General features: G+C 64.9%; 16 protein-coding genes and 1 pseudogene. 5 read left to right on the plus strand and 12 right to left on the minus strand.

What is annotated here, in order from left to right; translation table 11 throughout:
* Positions 1 to 52 precede the first annotated feature (52 nt).
* Positions 53 to 1,741, minus strand: a complete 1,689-nt coding sequence (locus VXJ37_RS11365; protein ID WP_331323142.1) for a peptide ABC transporter substrate-binding protein — start codon at positions 1,739 to 1,741, stop codon at positions 53 to 55.
* Positions 1,742 to 2,036: 295 nt separating this feature from the next.
* The gene (locus VXJ37_RS11370) at positions 2,037 to 3,800 is read right to left on the minus strand and encodes an ABC transporter family substrate-binding protein (protein WP_331323143.1); all 1,764 of its coding nucleotides are present in this window, start codon (positions 3,798 to 3,800) and stop codon (positions 2,037 to 2,039) included.
* Positions 3,801 to 4,216: 416 nt separating this feature from the next.
* On the opposite strand from VXJ37_RS11370, the gene VXJ37_RS11375 reads away from it, so the two are divergent.
* Positions 4,217 to 4,564, plus strand: coding sequence for a hypothetical protein (locus VXJ37_RS11375; protein ID WP_331323144.1), 348 nt, complete (start codon positions 4,217 to 4,219; stop codon positions 4,562 to 4,564).
* A 105-nt stretch (positions 4,565 to 4,669) separates the two neighbouring features.
* Here the strand turns inward: VXJ37_RS11375 and ychF are convergent, their stop codons facing one another.
* Positions 4,670 to 5,755: a redox-regulated ATPase YchF gene (ychF, locus tag VXJ37_RS11380; protein WP_331323145.1), complete on the minus strand. Its 1,086-nt coding sequence runs from the start codon at positions 5,753 to 5,755 to the stop codon at positions 4,670 to 4,672.
* Between the two features lie 90 nt (positions 5,756 to 5,845).
* Here ychF and VXJ37_RS11385 point away from each other — a divergent pair, with 90 nt between their 5' ends.
* Positions 5,846 to 7,075 (plus strand): DNA recombination protein RmuC, encoded by a 1,230-nt coding sequence (locus VXJ37_RS11385; protein ID WP_331323146.1) that lies wholly within the window; start codon positions 5,846 to 5,848, stop codon positions 7,073 to 7,075.
* A gap of 86 nt (positions 7,076 to 7,161) precedes the next feature.
* Here VXJ37_RS11385 and VXJ37_RS11390 read toward each other — a convergent pair whose 3' ends face one another.
* The gene (locus VXJ37_RS11390) at positions 7,162 to 8,241 is read right to left on the minus strand and encodes a 4-hydroxy-3-methylbut-2-enyl diphosphate reductase (RefSeq protein ID WP_331323147.1); all 1,080 of its coding nucleotides are present in this window, start codon (positions 8,239 to 8,241) and stop codon (positions 7,162 to 7,164) included.
* A 9-nt stretch (positions 8,242 to 8,250) separates the two neighbouring features.
* Positions 8,251 to 9,102, minus strand: a complete 852-nt coding sequence (locus VXJ37_RS11395; protein ID WP_331323148.1) for a hypothetical protein — start codon at positions 9,100 to 9,102, stop codon at positions 8,251 to 8,253.
* Positions 9,103 to 9,264: 162 nt separating this feature from the next.
* Between VXJ37_RS11395 and xseA the strand changes: the two genes are divergently transcribed.
* Together xseA and VXJ37_RS11405 are read left to right on the plus strand one after the other, a co-directional pair.
* Positions 9,265 to 10,599 carry an exodeoxyribonuclease VII large subunit gene (xseA, locus tag VXJ37_RS11400; RefSeq protein ID WP_331323149.1) on the plus strand — a complete coding sequence of 445 codons (1,335 nt, stop codon included), beginning with the start codon at positions 9,265 to 9,267 and terminating at the stop codon, positions 10,597 to 10,599.
* A complete protein-coding gene (locus VXJ37_RS11405) occupies positions 10,596 to 10,814 on the plus strand; it encodes an exodeoxyribonuclease VII small subunit (protein WP_331323150.1) in 219 nt (72 codons plus the stop codon). The genes xseA and VXJ37_RS11405 overlap by 4 nt, the downstream gene beginning before the upstream one ends.
* 55 nt (positions 10,815 to 10,869) lie before the next feature.
* On the opposite strand, the pseudogene VXJ37_RS11410 reads toward VXJ37_RS11405, so the two are convergent.
* The 6 genes and pseudogenes from VXJ37_RS11410 to VXJ37_RS11435 form a co-directional block, all read right to left on the minus strand.
* Positions 10,870 to 11,723, minus strand: a pseudogene (locus VXJ37_RS11410) (polyphosphate kinase 2 family protein).
* 51 nt (positions 11,724 to 11,774) lie between these two features.
* A complete protein-coding gene (locus tag VXJ37_RS11415) occupies positions 11,775 to 12,995 on the minus strand; it encodes a pyridoxal phosphate-dependent aminotransferase (RefSeq protein WP_331323151.1) in 1,221 nt (406 codons plus the stop codon).
* A 140-nt stretch (positions 12,996 to 13,135) separates the two neighbouring features.
* The gene (locus VXJ37_RS11420; protein WP_331323152.1) at positions 13,136 to 14,098 is read right to left on the minus strand and encodes an ABC transporter substrate-binding protein; all 963 of its coding nucleotides are present in this window, start codon (positions 14,096 to 14,098) and stop codon (positions 13,136 to 13,138) included.
* Positions 14,095 to 14,841 (minus strand): ABC transporter permease, encoded by a 747-nt coding sequence (locus VXJ37_RS11425; RefSeq protein ID WP_331323153.1) that lies wholly within the window; start codon positions 14,839 to 14,841, stop codon positions 14,095 to 14,097. Before VXJ37_RS11425 ends, VXJ37_RS11420 begins: the two co-directional genes overlap by 4 nt.
* Positions 14,838 to 15,557, minus strand: coding sequence for an ABC transporter permease (locus VXJ37_RS11430; protein ID WP_331323154.1), 720 nt, complete (start codon positions 15,555 to 15,557; stop codon positions 14,838 to 14,840). The genes VXJ37_RS11425 and VXJ37_RS11430 overlap by 4 nt, the downstream gene beginning before the upstream one ends.
* Positions 15,557 to 16,657 carry an ABC transporter ATP-binding protein gene (locus tag VXJ37_RS11435; protein WP_331323155.1) on the minus strand — a complete coding sequence of 367 codons (1,101 nt, stop codon included), beginning with the start codon at positions 16,655 to 16,657 and terminating at the stop codon, positions 15,557 to 15,559. Before VXJ37_RS11435 ends, VXJ37_RS11430 begins: the two co-directional genes overlap by 1 nt.
* Positions 16,658 to 16,891: 234 nt before the next feature.
* Between VXJ37_RS11435 and VXJ37_RS11440 the strand changes: the two genes are divergently transcribed.
* Positions 16,892 to 17,908: a pirin family protein gene (locus VXJ37_RS11440; protein ID WP_331323157.1), complete on the plus strand. Its 1,017-nt coding sequence runs from the start codon at positions 16,892 to 16,894 to the stop codon at positions 17,906 to 17,908.
* 16 nt (positions 17,909 to 17,924) lie between these two features.
* On the opposite strand, the gene VXJ37_RS11445 is transcribed toward VXJ37_RS11440, so the two are convergent.
* Complete coding sequence (locus VXJ37_RS11445) at positions 17,925 to 18,875, minus strand: N-acetylglucosamine kinase (protein WP_331323158.1); 951 nt, start codon at positions 18,873 to 18,875, stop codon at positions 17,925 to 17,927.
* Positions 18,876 to 18,879: the final 4 nt, after the last annotated feature.

Here is an 18,879-nt window from a genome sequence, read left to right on the forward strand (position 1 = left end):
GTCCCGACTTAACCGGAACCCCCATCAGCGTGACGGCAAGTTAGATCTGTGACTACTTTGCGGTGATGCCGTAGTAGAGGATTTCACCGTTCCAGCCGGTCTCGGCCTTCACGACGTTGTTGCTCCATACGATCGCGCGTGCCTGGTCCCAAAGCGGCAGTCCGGGCAGGTCCTGGAACAGGATTTCCTGTGCCTGGTTGAACTTGGCGTTGGCCTCGTCCGTGTTCTTTGCAGCCAGGCCCTCCTTGAGGAGCTTGTCGAACTCGGGGTTCGAGTACTTCTCGTAGTTGGAGGAAGCTCCCGTGGCCCATACCGGTCCAAGGAAGTTGTAGAGCGACGGGTAGTCGCCCTGCCAGCCGGCGCGGGTCAGGCCGGGCAGCTGCTGGGACTTGCGCAGGTTAAGGACTTCGGCAAACTTGGCGAACGGCTGGATTTCAGCCTGGATGCCGAGGTTGTTCTTGAAGCCGTTTGCTACGGCGTCGATCCATTCCTTGTTGCCACCGTCGGTGTTGGAGGCAATCTGGAGCGGCTTGGAATCGTCGTACGGCTGGATCTTGTTGGCCTGCGCCCAAAGGTCCTTGGCCTTGGCGGGATCGAAGTTCAGAACTTCGCTGCCCTTGATGCCTTCCTTGAAGCCGTCGATGACCGGCGGGGCGAAGGCCTTGGCCGGGGTGCGCGTACCGTTGAAGACCACCTTGGCGATTTCCTCGCGGTTGATGGCGTAGGACAGGGCCTGGCGGCGCAGCTTGCCTGCTTCACCCTGGAAGTTCGGGTTGTAGCCCGGGATGTTCAGGGTGGAATCGGTGGCGACAGGCTTGGTGGCGTTCCGGCCCGGGAAGTCGTTGATGTAGGTCTTCAGGGCGTTGGACGGCAGGACATCCGAGACGTCCAGGTTGTCCGACTGCAGGTCCGTGTATGCGGGGCCCGGATCGGTGTAGAACTTGAAGGTCACGCCGCCGTTCTTGGCCTCGCGGGTGCCCTTGTAGTCAGGGTTCTTCACCAGGGTGATGGACTGGTCGTGGACCCAGGAACCCTGCTTTTCGAACTTGTACGGACCATTGCCCACAGGGTTTTCACCGTAGGTCTTCGGGTCTGCCAGTGCCGCGGAAGGCAGCGGGTAGAAGGCGGAGTAGCCAAGGCGCAGGGACCAGTCGGCCTCAGGCTGGGCGAGCTTCACCGTGATGGTGGAGTCATCGGTTGCCTGCAGTCCGGACATGGTGTCTGCCTTGGGGGCAGGAGTGGTGGTGGTCTTGCCGTCAGCACCCTTGACCGAGTTCACAGCCGATACGTCGTCGTAACCGGCGATCGATTCGAAGAAGAACCCGTTGTTCTGGAGGTTCTTGGAGTTAGCGGCGAAATTCCAGGAGTCAACAAAGGTCTTGGCCGTGATGGCTTCCCCGTTGGTGAACTTCTGGCCCTGCTTGACCTTGATGGTCCAGTTCTGGGCGTCGGAAGACTCGATGGAATCGGCCAGGGCGTTAACTGCCTTGCCATTGGCGTCGTAGCTGCGAAGACCTTCGAAAAGCAGGTTCACGACGCGGCCGCCGTAGACCTCGTTGGTGTTTGCCGGCAGCAGCGGGTTTTGTGGCTCGTTGCTGTAGGCGGTGATGACCTTGTTCGGATCGCCGGCAGCATTGCTCGATCCGTCGGTGCTGCCGCCGCCGCCGGCGCCGCACCCGGTCAGGGCAAGCGCAGCGATTGCCACGATGCCCAGTGCTTTGGAAGTGCGCGTAAAACGCATTCCGCCTCCTATGAGTTGTGGGAGAGATGTAGGGGAATCTTGTGCTTCCCCGCAGGTTGGGCACAGCGCGAAACTGTGACGAAACCTACACAATACGAGTTAGCCTAACCGCACAAAGTCCAGATATTGGTACTCCGTTGCCAAACCGTGACCGGCGCAGTCAAATGCCCTGGCACACGGTGGGTAGTTAGGCACGTCACATGCTACTCGCCAGTAAGCCGCACGGCGAATCGGAGGGCCGGGGGCTCCGCAAGGGTCAAACGGCCCTAATGGTGGGGTGGCCCCGCGGCCGCCGCTAGGACAGCCGCCACTCCCAGACGTTCCACCACACACCCAGGGGGCCAGGGCTGGTTTTGATGCCGGCTACCCGCGAATTGAAGGCAGTTGTTCCCAGGGTTTGGTAGAGCGGGAGGCCGTAGGCGTCGTCCCAGATGTGCTTGTCGACTTCAGCCAGGAGTTCGTCCTGCTTGCCCAGGTCCGTGGTTACGGCGAGCTGTTCCATGAGTTTGTCCGCATCACCATCGGAATATCCCGTGAAGTTGCTCCCGGCGCCAGTACGGAAGATCTGCGGCACCCTGCTGACGCCGGCCTCTGTGCCGATCCATCCTGAGAGTGCGGCGTCATAGCCGGCCCGGCTCATCGCGCCAGCCCAGTCAGCGCTTCCCTGTCCGTCGTCGACGACACGGATTCCTGCCAGTGCGGCCGAATCGCGGATCAGGGAGAAAGCCTTGGCACGGTTGGGGTTGTCGCGGTTGTAGAGGATGCGGATGGTGGGGGTGGCTTTGCCCTTCAGGAGGCTTTTGGCGCCATCAATGTCCACCTTGTCGTAGTCCGATGAGCCGTTGTTCTTTATCGTGTCGTCGTACTTTGGCTGTCCGGGCAGAAACACGTGGGAGTCCAGAGGCTTGTTGTCGGGTGACTGCGTTCCCACAATGGCGTCCATGATGGCCTGCCGCGGAACCGTCTTGAGGAAGGCAACGCGCACGTCCTTGTCGCTGAAGGGTCCGGAGAAGTTGAGGTCCAAGTGGTCGTAGCCCGACTGTTTGTACCGTTGAACGGTGATGCCCTGGCCGGACAGTCCTGTGAGGAGGCTGTCTGTGGCAGCCGAGGGCTGAGGAGAGATAATGTCCGCCTGGCCGCTGCGCAGGGCGTCGACCGCCGCTGGAACCGCGCCGGTGAACCTGACGTTGATCTCGTCCAGCCATGGTTCTGCGCCCCAAACGTAGTCGCGGTTCCGCACCAGTTTCATGGAGACTTCCGGGACGATGTCGCGCACGATGTAGGGACCGCTGGACAGGTAGAGGGCCGGATCGTCGGGGACCGACTTGGTATCGAACCCGGTGTTCCAGAAGTCACTGACCTTCTTGAGCGCGGGGTTGGACGCCGGCTTGTCGGGGTTGCCCCGGGGTGTGTCCTTGAGAAGCTTGACCAGGTCCTGTTCGTCACTGAGTCCGCTCTTGGCGGCGACAACGTGGGCCGGGAGCCCGACGTCGAAGGCCACTTCCCAGTCTGCGTACGGCGCTGCGTACTCGAGGGTGATGGAACGGCCATCCGAACCAAGTTCGGGAAACAGGGTACCGGCCAGGCCAGTGGTGTCAGAGGCAGCGGAGAAGTACTTGGTGCCCTTGCCCGTGGCGGGATTAATGTCGTCGAAGTAGCCTGACCCGGCGGCCCAGCTCAGCAGGAGGTCAGCAGCACCGATGGGGGCACCATCGGACCATTTGACTCCTTCGTTGACCGTGTACTTCACCTTGAGCGGCTGGTCGGAGACTTTTTCGAAGTGCCCAAACTTGTCGTTGCGGACTACCTTGGAGCTGTCATCAAGGTAGAAGAAGCCCGAGTGGGTGATGGCGCCGATCTTCGAATTGATGTCAGTGTTGCCCTTGGCGCTCCACGGGTTGAACGAGGAAAAGGCGTTCACCTCGGCCACCGTCACGCTGCCGCCGCGTTTGGCTTCTCCCACCACCACGGAAGGTGCGCTTCCGCCCGAGCAGCCGGAGAGGACCAGGGCAGCCGCCACCGCCGCGGTGAGCAATTGCATCAGACGCCGGACCGGCATGCCGCCTCCTTGTGTTTTCCCTCTGCGGAGGGCAGTCGGGTCGCCGTGGTCGGGCCCTATTGACTCAGGATACTTGGTGCCGGTATTGCGTAGGCGAATCGGATCCCCCTCGGGATGGAAGGGGTGGTGTTCCCACCAGCCGGTCCCGGCCGGGTGCGTCAAGCATTGCCGTGGCCCGTCGCCGTTGCCGCCCCGGACCCCGGGTTCCATCCGCATAACGAGTCGCAGGAGCGACCGGCTGTCATAAGGCAACGATAAGGTGGGTGGACATCAGGCAACGACGTTCGGGGGGAAACATGCTTGAAAATACTGCGCGCCCATCCCAGCCGCCACCGCCGGCAGCCCATCGCCATGTCCGGCAGTCCGACCTGCCACCGGATCAGATGTACTCCCCGGAGCCAGTGCCCGGGAGGCGGGTGGCCGGCTTGGTCCTCGCGGTTCTTCTCAGCGGCTGGATGTTGGCGGTTCCTGTAGCGCTCATCGACCGGCTCAAGGACGCGCCGGGAATATGGGCAGGCACCGCATCCGTCGCCATTGTCACCTGTGCCGTGGTTTCCGCAGGCCTGGCTGCTTTCCAGCTCTTCAATGCGGGGGACGGGCGGCGATGGTTGCGTGTGGCCTTGATAGCCGCCCTGGCAGTGACCATCGCTGCCGCCGCATTGTCTGCAATCCTGCCCGAATTCGGACTACTGCTGCTGATCCCGGCGGTACTGGCAGGAATACCCGGCCTGGTCCTGCTGGCAAGGGACGCCCGGGGGTCCTGACGGCAATAGACAGCCGGGCCTGGACAAGGGTCCAGGCCCGGCTGTCTCCGGTGCGTCCAGGAGGTCGTCCTGCCCTCCGGCACCGCCTGAAGCAGCCTCGAGGCACTAGACGTTGAAGCGGAACTCCACCACGTCGCCGTCGGCCATAACGTATTCCTTGCCTTCAATGCGGACCTTGCCCCGGGACTTGGCCTCCGCCATGGAACCGGCTTCAACCAGATCGTCGAAGGAGACCACCTCGGCCTTGATGAACCCGCGCTGGAAATCCGAGTGGATGACGCCGGCCGCCTGCGGTGCGGTGTCCCCCTGCCGGATGGTCCAGGCGCGTGCTTCCTTCGGGCCCGCGGTCAGGTAGGTCTGCAGGCCCAGGGTGTGGAACCCGACGCGGGCCAGCTGGTCCAGGCCGGATTCGTCCTGGCCGTTCATCTCCAGCATTTCGCGGGCTTCTTCCTCGTCCAGCTCCACGAGGTCGGCTTCGAGTTTGGCGTCAAGGAAGATGCAGTCCGCCGGGGCTACCAAGGCGCGCAGCTCCTCCTGCTTTTCCGGGCTGCCCAGGATGCCTTCATCGGCATTGAACACGTAGATGAAGGGCTTGGCCGTCAGCAGGCCCAGTTCCTTAAGGTGCTCCATCTCCAGCTTGTCGCTCTTGATGGAGGAGTAGATGGTGTCCCCGCGCTCGAGGACCACCTGCGCTGCCTTGATGGCGGCAAGCTCAGCGGCTTCCCGCTTCTTGATCTTGACTTCCTTCTCGATGCGCGGAATGGCTTTTTCGATCGTCTGGAGGTCCGCGAGGATCAGCTCGGTGTTGATGGTTTCCATGTCCGAGCGGGGGTCCACCTTGCCGTCCACGTGCACCACATCGGGGTCATCGAACACCCTGACAACCTGGGCGATGGCTTCTGCCTCGCGGATGTTGGCCAGGAACTGGTTGCCCAGCCCCTCCCCCTCGGAGGCGCCCTTGACGATGCCGGCGATGTCGACGAAGGACACGGCGGCAGGCAGGACGCGCTGGGAGCCGAAAATTCCGGCCAGCTTCTGCAGCCGGGGATCCGGCAGGTTCACCACGCCTACATTGGGTTCGATGGTGGCGAACGGGTAGTTCGCTGCCAGGACCTGGTTGCGGGTGAGCGCGTTGAAGAGGGTTGATTTGCCGACGTTGGGCAGTCCGACGATGCCAATAGTAAGAGCCACGAGCATTGATTCTACCCGCCGGGGCACCGGAGCCCGTACCGGGGAATGTCACTGCCGGTGAATGTCAGAGGCCCGTGCAACAGTGAAGCCATGGATGCTTTTGCCTTGATTCTGGCCCTCTTGATGCTGCTGCTCGGTGCCTTTGCTGGCGCCGCTGCCACGTATTTCTCCCTGCGACGGAATTCCCATGCGCTGGAGGCGGACTTTGACCAGGTGTCGTCCCGCCTGTCAGAAGTCACTGCACAGTTTGCAGCGGCCGACGCCGAGCGGCGGCTTTTGGCAGCACAGAACCGGGAGCTGGGCGAGGCACGGACACAGGACGGCAGCGTGCTGCGCGCCCTGGCTCCAGTGGCCGAGAAGCTCTCCGCGGTCCAGCAGCAGGTGGCGCTGCTGGAGCGGGACCGGGTTGAGCAGTACGGCCAACTGGCCCAGCAGCTGCAGGAGGCCAGGCTTTCCGACGAACAGCTCATCCGATCCACGCACGCCCTGGAATCGGCATTGCGTTCCAACAGTGCCAGGGGCCAGTGGGGCGAAGTGCAGCTTCGCCGTGTAGTGGAAGCTGCCGGCATGCTGCGCCACGTGGACTTCGTTGAGCAGGTGCACAGCGCCGGCCATGACTCTGCAGTCCGCCCGGACCTGGTGGTGCAGTTGCCGGGCGAAAAGCAGCTGGTGGTGGATGCCAAGGTACCGCTCTCGTCCTACCTCGAAGCGCAGGAACTGGGCGCGGTGGATCCCCGCGCGGGACAGCCGTCCGGATCAGAGTCGGTGGCCGACGGCCGGAACCGCCAGGCCCTCCTGGCCGCGCATGCCAAGGCCCTGCGGGCGCATGTGGACGCCTTGGGCACCAAGAAGTACTGGGACATCCCGGGAAACTCCCCGGAGCTGGTGGTCTGCTTCATTCCGGCAGAGTCCATCCTGGCAGCGGCCCTGACTGCTGACGCGGGCCTCCTGGACCACGCGTTGTCGCGGAATGTGGTCCTTGCCTCGCCAAGTACCCTGCTTGCGGTGCTGAAGTCCGTGGCGTTCACCTGGCGCCAGGATGTACTGACCGACAATGCGCGCGAACTGTTCGAACTCGCACGGCAACTGTACGACCGCATGGGCACGCTGGGCGAGAACGTCAGCAAGCTGGGATCTTCCCTGAAGACGTCCGTGGACCGCTACAACGCCATGGTGGGCACACTTGAAGCCCGGGTCCTGCCAACTGCGCGGAAGCTTAATACGCTGGAGGAGTCAGGTCTGGCCACGCCCGCGCTTGTGGAGGTGACGCCCCGGGCGGTGGTGGCACCGGAGCTCCAGGGGGACGACGAAGCGGCCTAGCCAAAAGCTGCCTGAACATCACGCCGGAAGGGCCGGACAGTTCGAAACTGCCCGGCCCTTCCGCTTTTGGTATGTGCGGGCTGGCCCTAGCCGCGGGGCCGGCGGCCACCCAGGGCGCGGCTGACGTCACCGGCCTGCTTCAGGGTCGCGCGGAGCTCCTTCGGCAGCGAGAACAACAGGTCTTCCTCGGCAGTGACCACTTCCTCCACCGTGCCGTAGCCGTAGTCGGACAGCAGCCTCAGCACGTCCTGCACCAGAACTTCGGGAACCGAAGCCCCGGACGTCACGCCAACCGTGGCGACGCCTTCGAACCAGGTTTCGTCGACCTCGTTGGCGAAATCCACGCGGTAGGAGGCCTTGGCCCCGTACTCGAGCGCTACCTCTACCAGCCGGACCGAGTTGGACGAATTCGCCGAGCCAACCACGATCACCAGGTCTGCTTTTGGTGCAATCTTCTTAATGGCTACCTGGCGGTTGGTGGTGGCGTAGCAAATGTCATCGCTGGGCGGATCCTGCAGGGTCGGGAACCGCTCCTTGAGCAGCCTGACGGTTTCCATGGTCTCGTCCACGCTCAGCGTGGTCTGGGACAGCCAGATGACCTTTTCGGGGTCGCGGACTGTCACCTTGTCCACTTCGTGCGGGCCGTTGATGATCTGGATGTGCTCCGGTGCTTCGCCGGAGGTGCCTTCCACTTCCTCATGTCCGTCGTGGCCGATCAGGAGGATGTCGAAGTCGTCCTTGGCGAAGCGGACGGCTTCCTTGTGCACCTTGGTCACCAGCGGACAGGTGGCATCGATAGTACGCAGCCCGCGGTTCTCGGCCGATTCAACCACTGCGGGCGAGACGCCATGGGCAGAGAAGATGACCAGGGCGCCTTCGGGCACTTCGTCTGTTTCATCAACGAAGATGGCGCCTTTTTCCTCCAGGGAGCTGACCACGTGCACGTTGTGGACAATCTGCTTGCGGACATAGACGGGCGGACCGTAGTGTTCCAGCGCCTTCTCAACGGCGATCACGGCCCGGTCGACGCCGGCACAGTAGCCGCGGGGGGCTGCCAGCAGTACCTTCTTAGTGCCGTTTACGGGGGCTGCACCTGCCACTTCCTCGGGTGAGCGGCGCCTGCGCGGAATGGTGGGCATCGAAAGGGGTACAGCCGAGGTGGTCATCCCTCCATGTTACCGGCTGGTCCGCGCCCGTTTCCGGGATGCGAACAAGGTCACAATGCCCGCTGCCGCCAAGGCTGCGCCGGCCACGGCAGTAGCGGTGATCCAGGTCTGGAAGTCTGCGCCTGCCGCGGCCAGGAATTCGTCGCGGAACATGTTGGCCACTGCGTTGCCGGTGTTTGTGGCCTGCGCCTGGGCCGAGCCCAGTTGCAGTCCGATCCCCCACAGCCCTGCGAGCGCCAGTCCGCCAAAGCCGGCGGCCAGGAGCACGGTCCAGCGGCGGCGCGCCGCTACGAACGCCAGCAGGAATGCCACCACCGAACCGATGGCCAGGACGTAGCCCATGGGGGCATAAGTCGCCAGCCGCTCCGTCCACTCCCGCTGCGCCGGATGGCCGATATTGATGAGCGTCTGCTTCGGCGGGTCAAGGGGAAGCCTGGTGGCACGGGAAATCTCCTCGGAGCCGAGGGCAACCAAAGGAGCAACATCCAGGGTCAGTGAAGACGGGGAAGCGCCCGGCTGCGGGTCCTTTGCGGGATCAGCGAAACTGAGGCGGTGGCTTCTGCGCAGCGTCTCCTCCCAGGCCGCGGGATACCCCGGCAGCCCGGTCATGGACTCTGCCGCCTTTTCAAGCATCGGCTGGACAAGGCCCGAAAGGAAGCCCGGAACCGATCCCGTGTCAATCGTTCCCACCGCCGCCGCGGCAAGCTTCCGCTGGAACTCCGAGTCCTTCCCGAGCGGCGCGGCAAGGCGGACAAACCCGTCCTCCTGGACAATGTTCCGGTCCACCCATATGGCGGGAACGGCCACAGCGGCCAGGAGGATGCCCAGCACGGTGGCGATGGCAGAGACAAAAGTGCGCACAGCAGGTCCTTCGGGGTTGGGGGCCTCCTACCATCCTAGGCAGGGCGGATGGGCTGTTCCTGTCAGCCCCCGGTGCTACAACCTTATGGATAAGGTTGATTGTCCGCCCACAACAGATGAAGGACCGCATGCCCCCAGCACCAGCCTCTCCATGGCGTCCGCATGTCTGACCAGGCATCCCTTCCGGGTACCGGACCAACTACCCTGCCAGCCACGGCAGCGGAAACCAGCCCGGACAATCCATGGCCGCTGCAGCTGCTCTCGCAGAAGCTGAAGGCCCACATCGACCGCACTCCGTCGGCGTGGGTGGAAGGCCAGGTCATCGAGCTGAACCGCCGCGGCACCAACGCGTATCTCACGCTCCGCGATGTGGACGCAGAGGTATCCCTTCCGGCGTCCGTCTGGACCAAGGTGCTGGAAAGGCAGAACCTTCCGCTTGAGCGCGGGTCACGAGTGGTAGCCCTCCTGAAGCCCGAGTTCTGGCTGAAGACGGGCAGGCTCAACATGCTGGTCCGCGATATCCGGCCTGTGGGCCTGGGCGACCTGCTGGCCAGGATCGAGCGCCTGCGGCAGGCCCTGGCGGCCGAGGGTCTGTTCGCCGACTCCCGGAAGAAGCCGCTGCCCCTTCTGCCGCACCGGATTGGGCTGATCACGGGACGTGACTCGGACGCCAAGAAGGACATCCTGCGCAATGCAGCCCTGCGGTGGCCTGCGGTGGAGTTTGAGATCCGGGAAGTTGCCGTGCAGGGAAACACCGCGGTGGCCCAGGTGGTCCGGGCGCTGCGTGAGCTGGACGCCCTCCCCGAGGTGGACGTCATCGTCATCGCCCGCGGCGGCGGGGCACTGGAGGACCTCTTGCCGTTCAACAGCGAGGACCTGGTCAGGGCTGTTGCCGCGGCCGCCACGCCGGTGGTGAGCGCCATCGGACACGAGGCGGACCGCCCGCTTCTTGATTACGTGGCAGACCTTCGGGCCTCCACACCCACTGACGCGGCCAAGCGGATCGTCCCCGAAGTCTCCGAAGAGCTCGCCGGGGTGCGGCAGGCACGGGAACAGCTGCGGCGCTGCATGGAACGGCTTGTGGACCGGGAATCGGACCGGTTGGCAGCGTTGCATTCCCGCCCTGTCCTGGCCGCGCCCGAGGGCATGGTCTCTGTCCGGGCGGAGGAAATCGAACGGCTGCTGCGGCGCTCCTCTGCCGCCGTGAGTTCCACGGTGGTCCGTGCAGCGGACCAGCTTGGGCACCTCAAGGCACAAGTACGCGCGCTTTCCCCGCAGAAGACGCTGGACCGGGGGTACGCCGTCGTCGAACTGGCGGGAGACCAAGCCGCCCGGACCGCAAGGGCCGGCCATGCCGTTGTCCGGCGGCCTGCCGAGGCGCCACCCGGGGCCGCCCTGTCCATCCGCGTGGCCGAGGGACGTTTCGGAGCCACATCCACCGGGGCACTGGAGCCCGGCAACCCAGACCATCATCAGGAAGTGGAAGAGAAGGCATGAGCGAACAAAAAACAGAGTCCGACGCCTCAGCACTGAGCTACGAGGAGGCCCGGGAACAACTCATCGCAGTGGTGGGAAAGCTGGAAGCGGGAGGCGCCAGCCTGGAGGAATCACTGGCCCTGTGGGAGCGGGGCGAGGCACTGGCTGCCCGCTGCGAGGAATGGCTTGAAGGCGCACGGAAGAGGCTGGCGGCCGCCAGGGACCAGCCCCTGTAACCAAACGGGCAGCTGCAGCGCCGCCGCAAAAGGCCCGAGGCCACCGGAACGGCGGTCAGGAACGTGCCACGAGTTCGCGCTCGGCGGCGACATCGAACTCGGCTTTGGGCCACTTCAGGTTCATGCCCGACAGGGCGCCAAGCAGCAACTGCTGGACCGCGATCCGGGCGAACCATTTCTTGTTGGCCGGAACAACGTGCCAGGGCGCAGCCGGGGTGCTCGTTTCCTCGATCGCCGCCTGGTACGCACCCATGTAGTCGTCCCAGAAGGCACGCTCGTCCAGGTCGCCGTGACTGTATTTCCAGTGCTTCGCCGGGTTATCCAGCCGCGCCAGCAGCCTCTCTTTCTGTTCATCCCCGCTGATGTGAAGCATCACCTTGACTACTTTGGTCCCCGAATCCGTTAGCCTCGTCTCGAATTCGTTGATGGCCACGTAGCGCCGTTTGATCTCGTCCGGGGTGGCCAGTTGTGGACCTTGTGGATGAGGACGTCCTCGTAGTGGGAGCGGTCAAAGACGCCCACCATGCCCGCGGCCGGTACTTCCTTTTCGATCCGCCACAGGAAGTCGTAGGACTTTTCCTCGTCGGTGGGGGCCTTGAACGCCTTGAACTGGACGCCCTGCGGGTTCATCGCCGCCATGACGTGGCTGACGATCCCGCCCTTGCCGGCCGTGTCCATTGCCTGCAGGATCAGGAGGATCCGTTTGGTTCCCCCGAACCGGGACTCGGCAAAGAGCTTCTCCTGCAAGCCGGAAAGTTCGCCGTCCATTTCCGCGAGCAGCAGTTTGCCGTCATCCTTGTTACCGCTGTAGCCCGGGGTCGAGTCGGGGTCCACCGAGGCAAGGGAGAATCCCTCCCCTGCGCGGAGGGTTTGGGAGGGGTGCTGGTCGAAGCCGACGACGCGGGCCATGGCGGTCCTTTCCGCAAGCAGTGCACGGACCGGCAGGCCCGTGTGCACAGGCTAGTTCCCCTGGTACCGGCTTAGGAAGTCCCCCATGCGTCCGATGGCTTCCTCGATGTCCTTGACGTTGGGCAGCGTCACCATGCGGAAGTGGTCCGGGCGCACCCAGTTGAAGGCGCGGCCATGGGAGAGCAGGATCTTCTGTTCCTTGAGCAGGTCGAGGACAAACTTTTCGTCGTCCCGGATGTGGTAGACCTCGGGGTCGAGCCGCGGGAAGAGATAAAGGGCACCCCTGGCCTGCTGGGTGCTTACGCCGGGGATGGCGTTCAGCATGTCATACGCCTTGTTGCGCTGTTCCAGCAACCGGCCGCCGGGAAGGATGAGATCGTTGATGCTTTGGTAGCCGCCGAGGGCTGTCTGGATGGCGTGCTGGGCCGGGACGTTGGCGCAGAGGCGCATGTTGGCCAGGAGGTTGATGCCTTCGAGGTAGTCGGCGGCCTCCTTCTTTGGCCCGGAGATGGCCATCCAGCCGGCCCGGTAGCCGCACACCCTGTAGGCCTTGGAAAGGCCGCTGAAGGTCAGGCAAAGGACATCGTCGCCGGTGAGGCCGGCCAGGTTCACGTGGACGGCGTCTTCGTAAAGGATCTTCTCGTAGATCTCGTCGGCGAAAATCACCAGGCCGTGCTTTTCCGCAAGGGCCACAATCCGCTTGAGCGTCTCTTCCGGGTAAACGGCGCCGGTGGGGTTATTGGGGTTGATGACCACGATCCCCTTGGTGCGGGGAGTGATCTTGGCTTCCATGTCTTCAAGGTCGGGCTGCCAGCCGGAGTCCTCGTCACAGAGGTAGTGCACCGGCTTGCCGCCGGCGAGTGCCACGGATGCCGTCCACAACGGGTAGTCCGGGGTGGGAATGAGCACCTCGTCACCGCCGTCCAGCAGCGCCATCAGCGACATGGTGATGAGCTCGCTGACCCCGTTGCCCAGGTAGATGTCGTCCACATGGATGTTCTGGATGCCGCGGGTCTGGTAGTACTGCGAAACGGCCGTGCGGGCGGAGAAGATACCGCGGGAATCGCTGTACCCCTGGGCGTGCGGCAGGTGGCGGATCATGTCCACCAGGATGGCGTCCGGCGCCTCGAAACCAAACGGAGCAGGGTTTCCGATGTTCAGCTTGAGGATGCGGTGGCCCTCCGCCTCCATCTGCTGGGCAGCCTGGAGGATCGGTCCACGAATGTCATAGAGAACGTTGTTGAGCTTCGTGGACTGCCTGAATTCTGCCATTCCTCAAATATGCCACAGGAAGGATGAATGGCCGTTGAGACGTCCGCCACATGGCCGACGGCGGCTGCCGGACCTTCGAAGGTCCGGCAGCCGCCGTCGTCATCACCAGGCAGTTGCTGCCTGCGGGGCAGCGAACGGATTTACTTGACGATGCCCTTTTCCTTGAGCCACGCGGTTGCTGCCGTCTTGGCGTCCTGCTTCTGGTTGCCGCTGACCGCCCGGTTGAGGTTGATCAGGTCATCAGTGGTGAGGATGCTGGATACCGAGTTCAGCGCCTGCTTGGCCTTGTCCGTCATCTTGGACTTGTTGTACAGCGGCAAGACTTGCTGGGCGATGAAGTTGTTCTTGGGATCGTCCAGGACCACCAGGTCGTTGTCGGCAATGGACGGCGTGGTGGTGTAGATGTCCGCCACCTGTACCTGGTCCTGCAGGAGCGCCTTGAGCGTCACCGGGCCGCCGCCGTCGCTGAACGGCTCCAGCTTCTTGGGCACGCAGTTGTAGTTCTTCTTAAGGCCGGGCAGGCCGTAGGCACGCTCGGCGAAGGTGGCTGGGGCGCCCACCACGATGTCGCTGCAGACCTTGGCCAGGTCCTCGATGGACTTCAGCTGGTACTTCTCAGCGGTGGCCTTGGTCACCACCATGGCGTCCTTGTCCTCGGCCTTGGACGCGTCCAGGACGCCCAGCCCGTCCGGAAGCTTGCCCGGCAGTGCCTTGGCGATATCGCCGGCGGAGACTTCGGTGGCTTCCTTGTTGACGTAGAGCAGCAGGTTGCCGCTGTAGTCCGGCACCACGTCAACGGACCCGTCCTGCACGGCCTTGAAGTACACCTCACGGGAGCCGATGTTCGGCTTGGTGGTGGCGGTGATGCCGTTGGCGTTCAGGGCGCCGGCGTAGAGTTCGGCGATGATCTGGCTTTCGGGGAAGTCCGCGGAGCCCACCACCAGGGATGTCGCTTCACCCGAAGCCCCGCCGCTGGAGGCCGGGGCGTTCTTCAACGGATCGGACGAACCGCCGCAGGCGGACAGCGCCACGGCCAGGCCAAGCCCGGCGGCCAGGCCGCTGAACGCCCGCCTGCCGAGGCGCTGGGGACGGCTATCTTTCATGATTTACCTCCTTGTACAACAGTCTCCGCAACTACGGGGTCTGTGAGTTCAACCGCGGCCTCCTGGCTGCGGCGGGACAGTTTTGAGGCCCCCTGGGCGAGGAACAGCCTCTGGAACAGGGACAGGACGAGATCCACGGCGATCGCCAGCACAGCGATGAGGAGGGAACCTCCCAGCATCTGGGGGAAGTCACTCAGGACAAGTCCGTCGAACAGGTAGCGGCCGAGGCCGCCAAGGTTGATGTAGGCAACCACGGAGACCGTGGCGATCACCTGCAGCACGCCCGTCCGGAATCCGCCGAACATGACCGTGAGGGCGTTCGGCAGTTCGGCCCGGAACAGGACCTGAAGTTCGGTCATCCCCATGGCGCGGGCGGCGTCCACCACGTTCCGGTCAACGCTGGAGATCCCGGCGTAGGTTCCTGCCAGCAGCGGGGGAACCGTGAGGATCACGAGGGCCCAGATTGGGGGCATCAGCCCAATGCCGGCCAGCAGCACGAACAGGATCAGCAGGCCGAGGGTGGGCAGGGCACGTAGGGCTCCTGCCAGTGCGACGACGGCCACGCGTCCCCGCCCCGTGTGGCCCACGAACAGTCCGACAGGAACGGCAATGGCGGTGGCGATCAGCATGACGAGCCCGGTGTACTGGAGGTGCTCCCCCAGCCGGGTGGGGATGCCCATGCTCCCGGACCAGTTCAGGGGATCGGCAAGCCAGGAGAAGGTATCGGCGAAAACGTTGCTCATGCCGCTCCCCCCGTGGTGTGCGCGGCGAGGTCGGTTGCGGACGCTGGCAACGAGTTGCCGCCTGCCCCGCGGTCACGTCGGGTTCCTGCGCGCTCCCAGGGGGTCAGGATGCGTTCAAGCAGGACCAGCACGGCGTCCATCACAAGCGCCAGGACCAGGATGGCCACGATGCCCACTACCACTTCGGTGACGAAGTCACGCTGGAGTCCGTCGGTGAAGAGCATGCCCAGGTTGCCGACGCCCAGGAGGGCCGCAACACTGACCAGCGAGATGTTGCTGACGGACACCACCCGCAGCCCGGCGAACATGACCGGCAGGGACAGCGGCAGGTCCACCTGCAGGAACCGTGCCAGTGGTTTGAACCCCATGGCCTGGGCGGCCTGGCTGATGTCGGCGTCGACGGAATCGAAGGCATCCAGGGCTGCGCGGACCAGCAGTGCTACGGCGTAGATGGTCAGCGCCACCACGACATTGAGGGGATCCAGGATGCGGGTGCCCAGGATGGTGGGCAGGATGATGAACAGCGCCAGGGAGGGGATGGTGTACAGGAGGGAGGAGGCCGTCAGCACCACCGAACGCAGTGCGTTGTTGCGCCGCGCCAGCTGCGCCAGCGGGATGGAAACCAGCAGGCCAAGGACCATGGGAACGATGGCCAGCACCAGGTGCTGGCCGCCGCGCTGCATAATCATGCCGGTATTCGCCAGGAACCACTCCATCAGAGGGCAGCCTGCCGCATCTGGCGGGCTTCTTCGATCAGCGCCAGCACTTCGCCGCCGCGGACCACTCCCCGGACCCTGCCGTCGGAGTCCACGGCAACGCCCAGGCCCGACGGCGAGGACAGGGCTGCGTCGAGGGCGCGCCGAAGGCTTTCCCCGGGACGGAACAGCGAACCACCGGGAACCAGCTCCGTTTCAGTGCCGGGCGCCGACCAGCCCAGCGGACGCTTGTCCGCGTCCACAACCAACTGCCAGCCGCCGGCAGCGCTGGAATCGGACTGGTAACCCTCCGGCGCGCGGACAATGGTCGGCACGGGGTGGACCGCGACGGCGTCGGCCGGGGTGAACCCCAGATGCCGGAAGCCGCGGTCCCGTCCCACAAAGGAGGCTACGAAGTTATTGGCCGGCGCCCGCAGGATTTCCTCTGGAGTGGAGTACTGTGCCAGCTTCCCGCCGGTGGCGAAAACAGCCACCTTGTCCCCGAGGATGGTGGCTTCGTCAATATCGTGGGTGACGAACACTATGGTCTTGGCCAGGTCTTTCTGCAGGCGCAGCAGTTCCTGCTGGAGTTCGTCACGGACCACCGGGTCCACTGCGCTGAACGGCTCATCCATGAGCAGGATGGGCGGGTCTGCGGCCAGCGCGCGGGCCACGCCGACGCGCTGCTGCTGCCCCCCGGAGAGCTGCGACGGGTAGCGCTTCCCCAGGGATTGGGCCAGGCCCACCACGTCCAGGAGTTCGCTGGCCCTTTTGCGCGCATCGGCTTTGGAGACCCCGTTCAGCCTGGGAACGGTGGCGATGTTGTCCAGCACGGAGCGGTGCGGCAGCAGCCCTGCTGACTGCATCACGTAACCCATGGAACGGCGCAGTTCCGCGGCCGGCACCGAGGTGACGTCCCGGCCGTCCACCGTGATGGTTCCGGACGTGGGTTCCACCATCCGGTTGATCATCCTGAGCGATGTCGTTTTACCGCAGCCGGAGGGACCAACAAAGACGGTGACGGAGCCCTTGGCGATGGACATGGACAACCCGTCCACGGCGGGCTGGCCGCCCGGGTACTGCTTGGTAACGCTCTGGAACTCGATCATCGCCTGGTCCATGGTGCGGACTTACCTGTTCTCTTGGACGGGCTGCTCCCAGCACCGCGACATTGCCATCAGCACGCTGATAGTTACGGTAGCCCAAACGGGGGCGGCCTTCAGCAGCTGAAGCCCTAATCCACGCAAAGGAATCCCTACTGTGACCATTCGGGACCCCGGCCCGGGCGGATGGGTTTCGACGCCGGCACACACCCGCTGCTGTCCGGGCGCCCCGGGCGCGCCTAAAGTAAAGCCGTGACCAACTTGGAAGTCTCGCCCCAGGAAGAGCTATGCCCGCCGGCCCAGGAAGGGACATCGGGGCCCTGCCTGCAGCTGTGGCCTGAGCGCGAAGTGCCGCTGGGCGGGGTCCGTGCCATGAACGTCCAACGCACTTTGCCCCAGCGCGGACTGCCCACCATCGGTGCCTGGTGCTTCCTGGACAGCTTCGGCCCGGACCGGACCGCCATGTCCGTCCTGCCGCACCCGCACATCGGGCTGCAGACCGTGACGTGGCCGCTCGCGGGGAACATCCACCACCGGGACAGTGTGGGAAGTGATGTGGTGGTGCGCCCCGGGGAGCTGAACATCATGACCGCCGGACACGGGGTGTCGCACTCCGAGTTCGCGGTGCTTCCGTCCGACGGCGGCGAGTTGCCACTGCAGCGGGGCCTGCAGCTCTGGGTTGCCCTCCCCGACGGGGACCGGCACCGGGAACCTGCATTCGAACAGCACCGCGAGCTGCCACGCGCCGGGGGGCAGGGCTTTACGGCAACCGTGATGGTGGGGGAACTGGCCGGGGTGGTGTCACCCGCGACGGTGTACACGCCAATTGTCGGCGCGGACGTTTCCTGCGAAGGGGACGCGGTGCTGCCCCTGAACCCGGCCTTCGAGCACGGGATTTTGGTGCTCGACGGCGGCCTGGCGGTGGACGGGCAGGAGATGCCGGCGGGCCCGCTGGGCTACCTGGGCACCGGCCGCAGTGAGCTTCGGTTGGAGGCCGGCCCGGGCACACGCTTCCTGCTGATCGGCGGCGAGCCGTTCGGCGAGGAACTGCTCATGTGGTGGAACTTCGTGGGCCGCACCCACGAAGAGGTGGAACAGGCCCGGGACGATTGGGAAGCGCAGGCAGGACTCCCGGATGCCGAAACGGCTGCCGCCCGCTATGGCCTGGTGCGGGGCCACGGACCGGATGCCGGGGCGGAAGCCGGCCGCATACCGGCTCCGCCGCTTCCGGGCGTCCGGCTGACACCGCGAAAACGCTCCGTCGGCTAAGACCCCAGGCTGGACCTCAGACCGGCTCTGCCAGGAGCTGCAGGACCCCGAACACCGGTTCCTGGTCCAGGACCCGTACATCGGTGATCCCGGCGGCCTGGAGGTTCCGCCGGAACGATTCCTGCAGGGGCGCCACGTTCATGCCGAGCCCGCCGCCGAGGATGACGGGTCCGTTGATCTTCAGCTGTCCCAGCACCTGTCCTGCCAGGGCGGCCAGGTCCGTTCCGGCCTGGTCGAGCAGTGCAACGCTGTCCTGGTGGCCCGCGGCTGCCGCTTCCACAACGTGCCTGGCCTGCTGGGCCCAGAACCGCCGCCCCGTCTCCGGGGAGTGAAACAACGCAATGAGTTTGTTGGGATGGTCCAGCCCGCAGGAGGCCAGGAGGGCCACGGTGAGCTGGTCGATGGGCAGGCCCTGGTTCATCCGGCGGAGGCTGTGCCGCACGGCTTCCCTGCCAAGCCAGTAACCGCTGCCTTCGTCCCCGAGCAGGTATCCCCAGCCGCCCGCCCTGGCCTCGCCGCCGTCGGCATTGCGTCCCCAGGCAGCTGATCCGGTGCCGGCGATGACCGCTACTCCGGTGGCGGCACGGCCCGCGGCCAGCAGCAGGCGTGAGTCGTGGACGACGGTGATACGCGCCTCCGGCGCCAGCGGCTGGATCAGGGCAGCCAGGGCGGCTGCGTCCTCGTCGGTGTCGATTCCCCCGGAGCCTGCGTAAACCCTGTCCACCCGGCCTCCCCCGATCCTGGCGAAAAGATCCGCGAGGTTTTGTGCCGCCTGCCCGCGGGTAACGTTTTGCACATTGGAACTCCCGGCCGAATCGTCAGCGACCGGAAGTCCATCCTCAAAACGGACCCCGTGCGTCTTGGTTCCGCCGATGTCCAGGCCGATGGTGGTGCCATGGAGGGGACTTTCCGGCGCGCCTTGGGCGTGCCCGGCGGGGCTGGTGGAGGAGTTCTGGGTGTTGGTCACGTCA

It is taken from the genome of Pseudarthrobacter phenanthrenivorans, from assembly GCF_036455295.1.
GTDB classification, from domain to species: domain Bacteria; phylum Actinomycetota; class Actinomycetes; order Actinomycetales; family Micrococcaceae; genus Arthrobacter; species Arthrobacter phenanthrenivorans_C.

Excerpts from the sequence above, each read along its gene's own strand:
- VXJ37_RS11365 (WP_331323142.1), bottom strand. The coding sequence starts at position 1,741 with ATGCGTTTTACGCGCACTTCCAAAGCACTGGGCATCGTGGCAATCGCT.
- VXJ37_RS11370 (WP_331323143.1), bottom strand. The coding sequence starts at position 3,800 with ATGCCGGTCCGGCGTCTGATGCAATTGCTCACCGCGGCGGTGGCGGCT.
- VXJ37_RS11385 (WP_331323146.1), top strand. The coding sequence starts at position 5,846 with ATGGATGCTTTTGCCTTGATTCTGGCCCTCTTGATGCTGCTGCTCGGT.
- VXJ37_RS11390 (WP_331323147.1), bottom strand. The coding sequence starts at position 8,241 with ATGACCACCTCGGCTGTACCCCTTTCGATGCCCACCATTCCGCGCAGG.
- xseA (WP_331323149.1), top strand. The coding sequence starts at position 9,265 with ATGTCTGACCAGGCATCCCTTCCGGGTACCGGACCAACTACCCTGCCA.
- VXJ37_RS11405 (WP_331323150.1), top strand. The coding sequence starts at position 10,596 with ATGAGCGAACAAAAAACAGAGTCCGACGCCTCAGCACTGAGCTACGAG.
- VXJ37_RS11415 (WP_331323151.1), bottom strand. The coding sequence starts at position 12,995 with ATGGCAGAATTCAGGCAGTCCACGAAGCTCAACAACGTTCTCTATGAC.
- VXJ37_RS11420 (WP_331323152.1), bottom strand. The coding sequence starts at position 14,098 with ATGAAAGATAGCCGTCCCCAGCGCCTCGGCAGGCGGGCGTTCAGCGGC.
- VXJ37_RS11425 (WP_331323153.1), bottom strand. The coding sequence starts at position 14,841 with ATGAGCAACGTTTTCGCCGATACCTTCTCCTGGCTTGCCGATCCCCTG.
- VXJ37_RS11430 (WP_331323154.1), bottom strand. The coding sequence starts at position 15,557 with ATGGAGTGGTTCCTGGCGAATACCGGCATGATTATGCAGCGCGGCGGC.
- VXJ37_RS11435 (WP_331323155.1), bottom strand. The coding sequence starts at position 16,657 with ATGGACCAGGCGATGATCGAGTTCCAGAGCGTTACCAAGCAGTACCCG.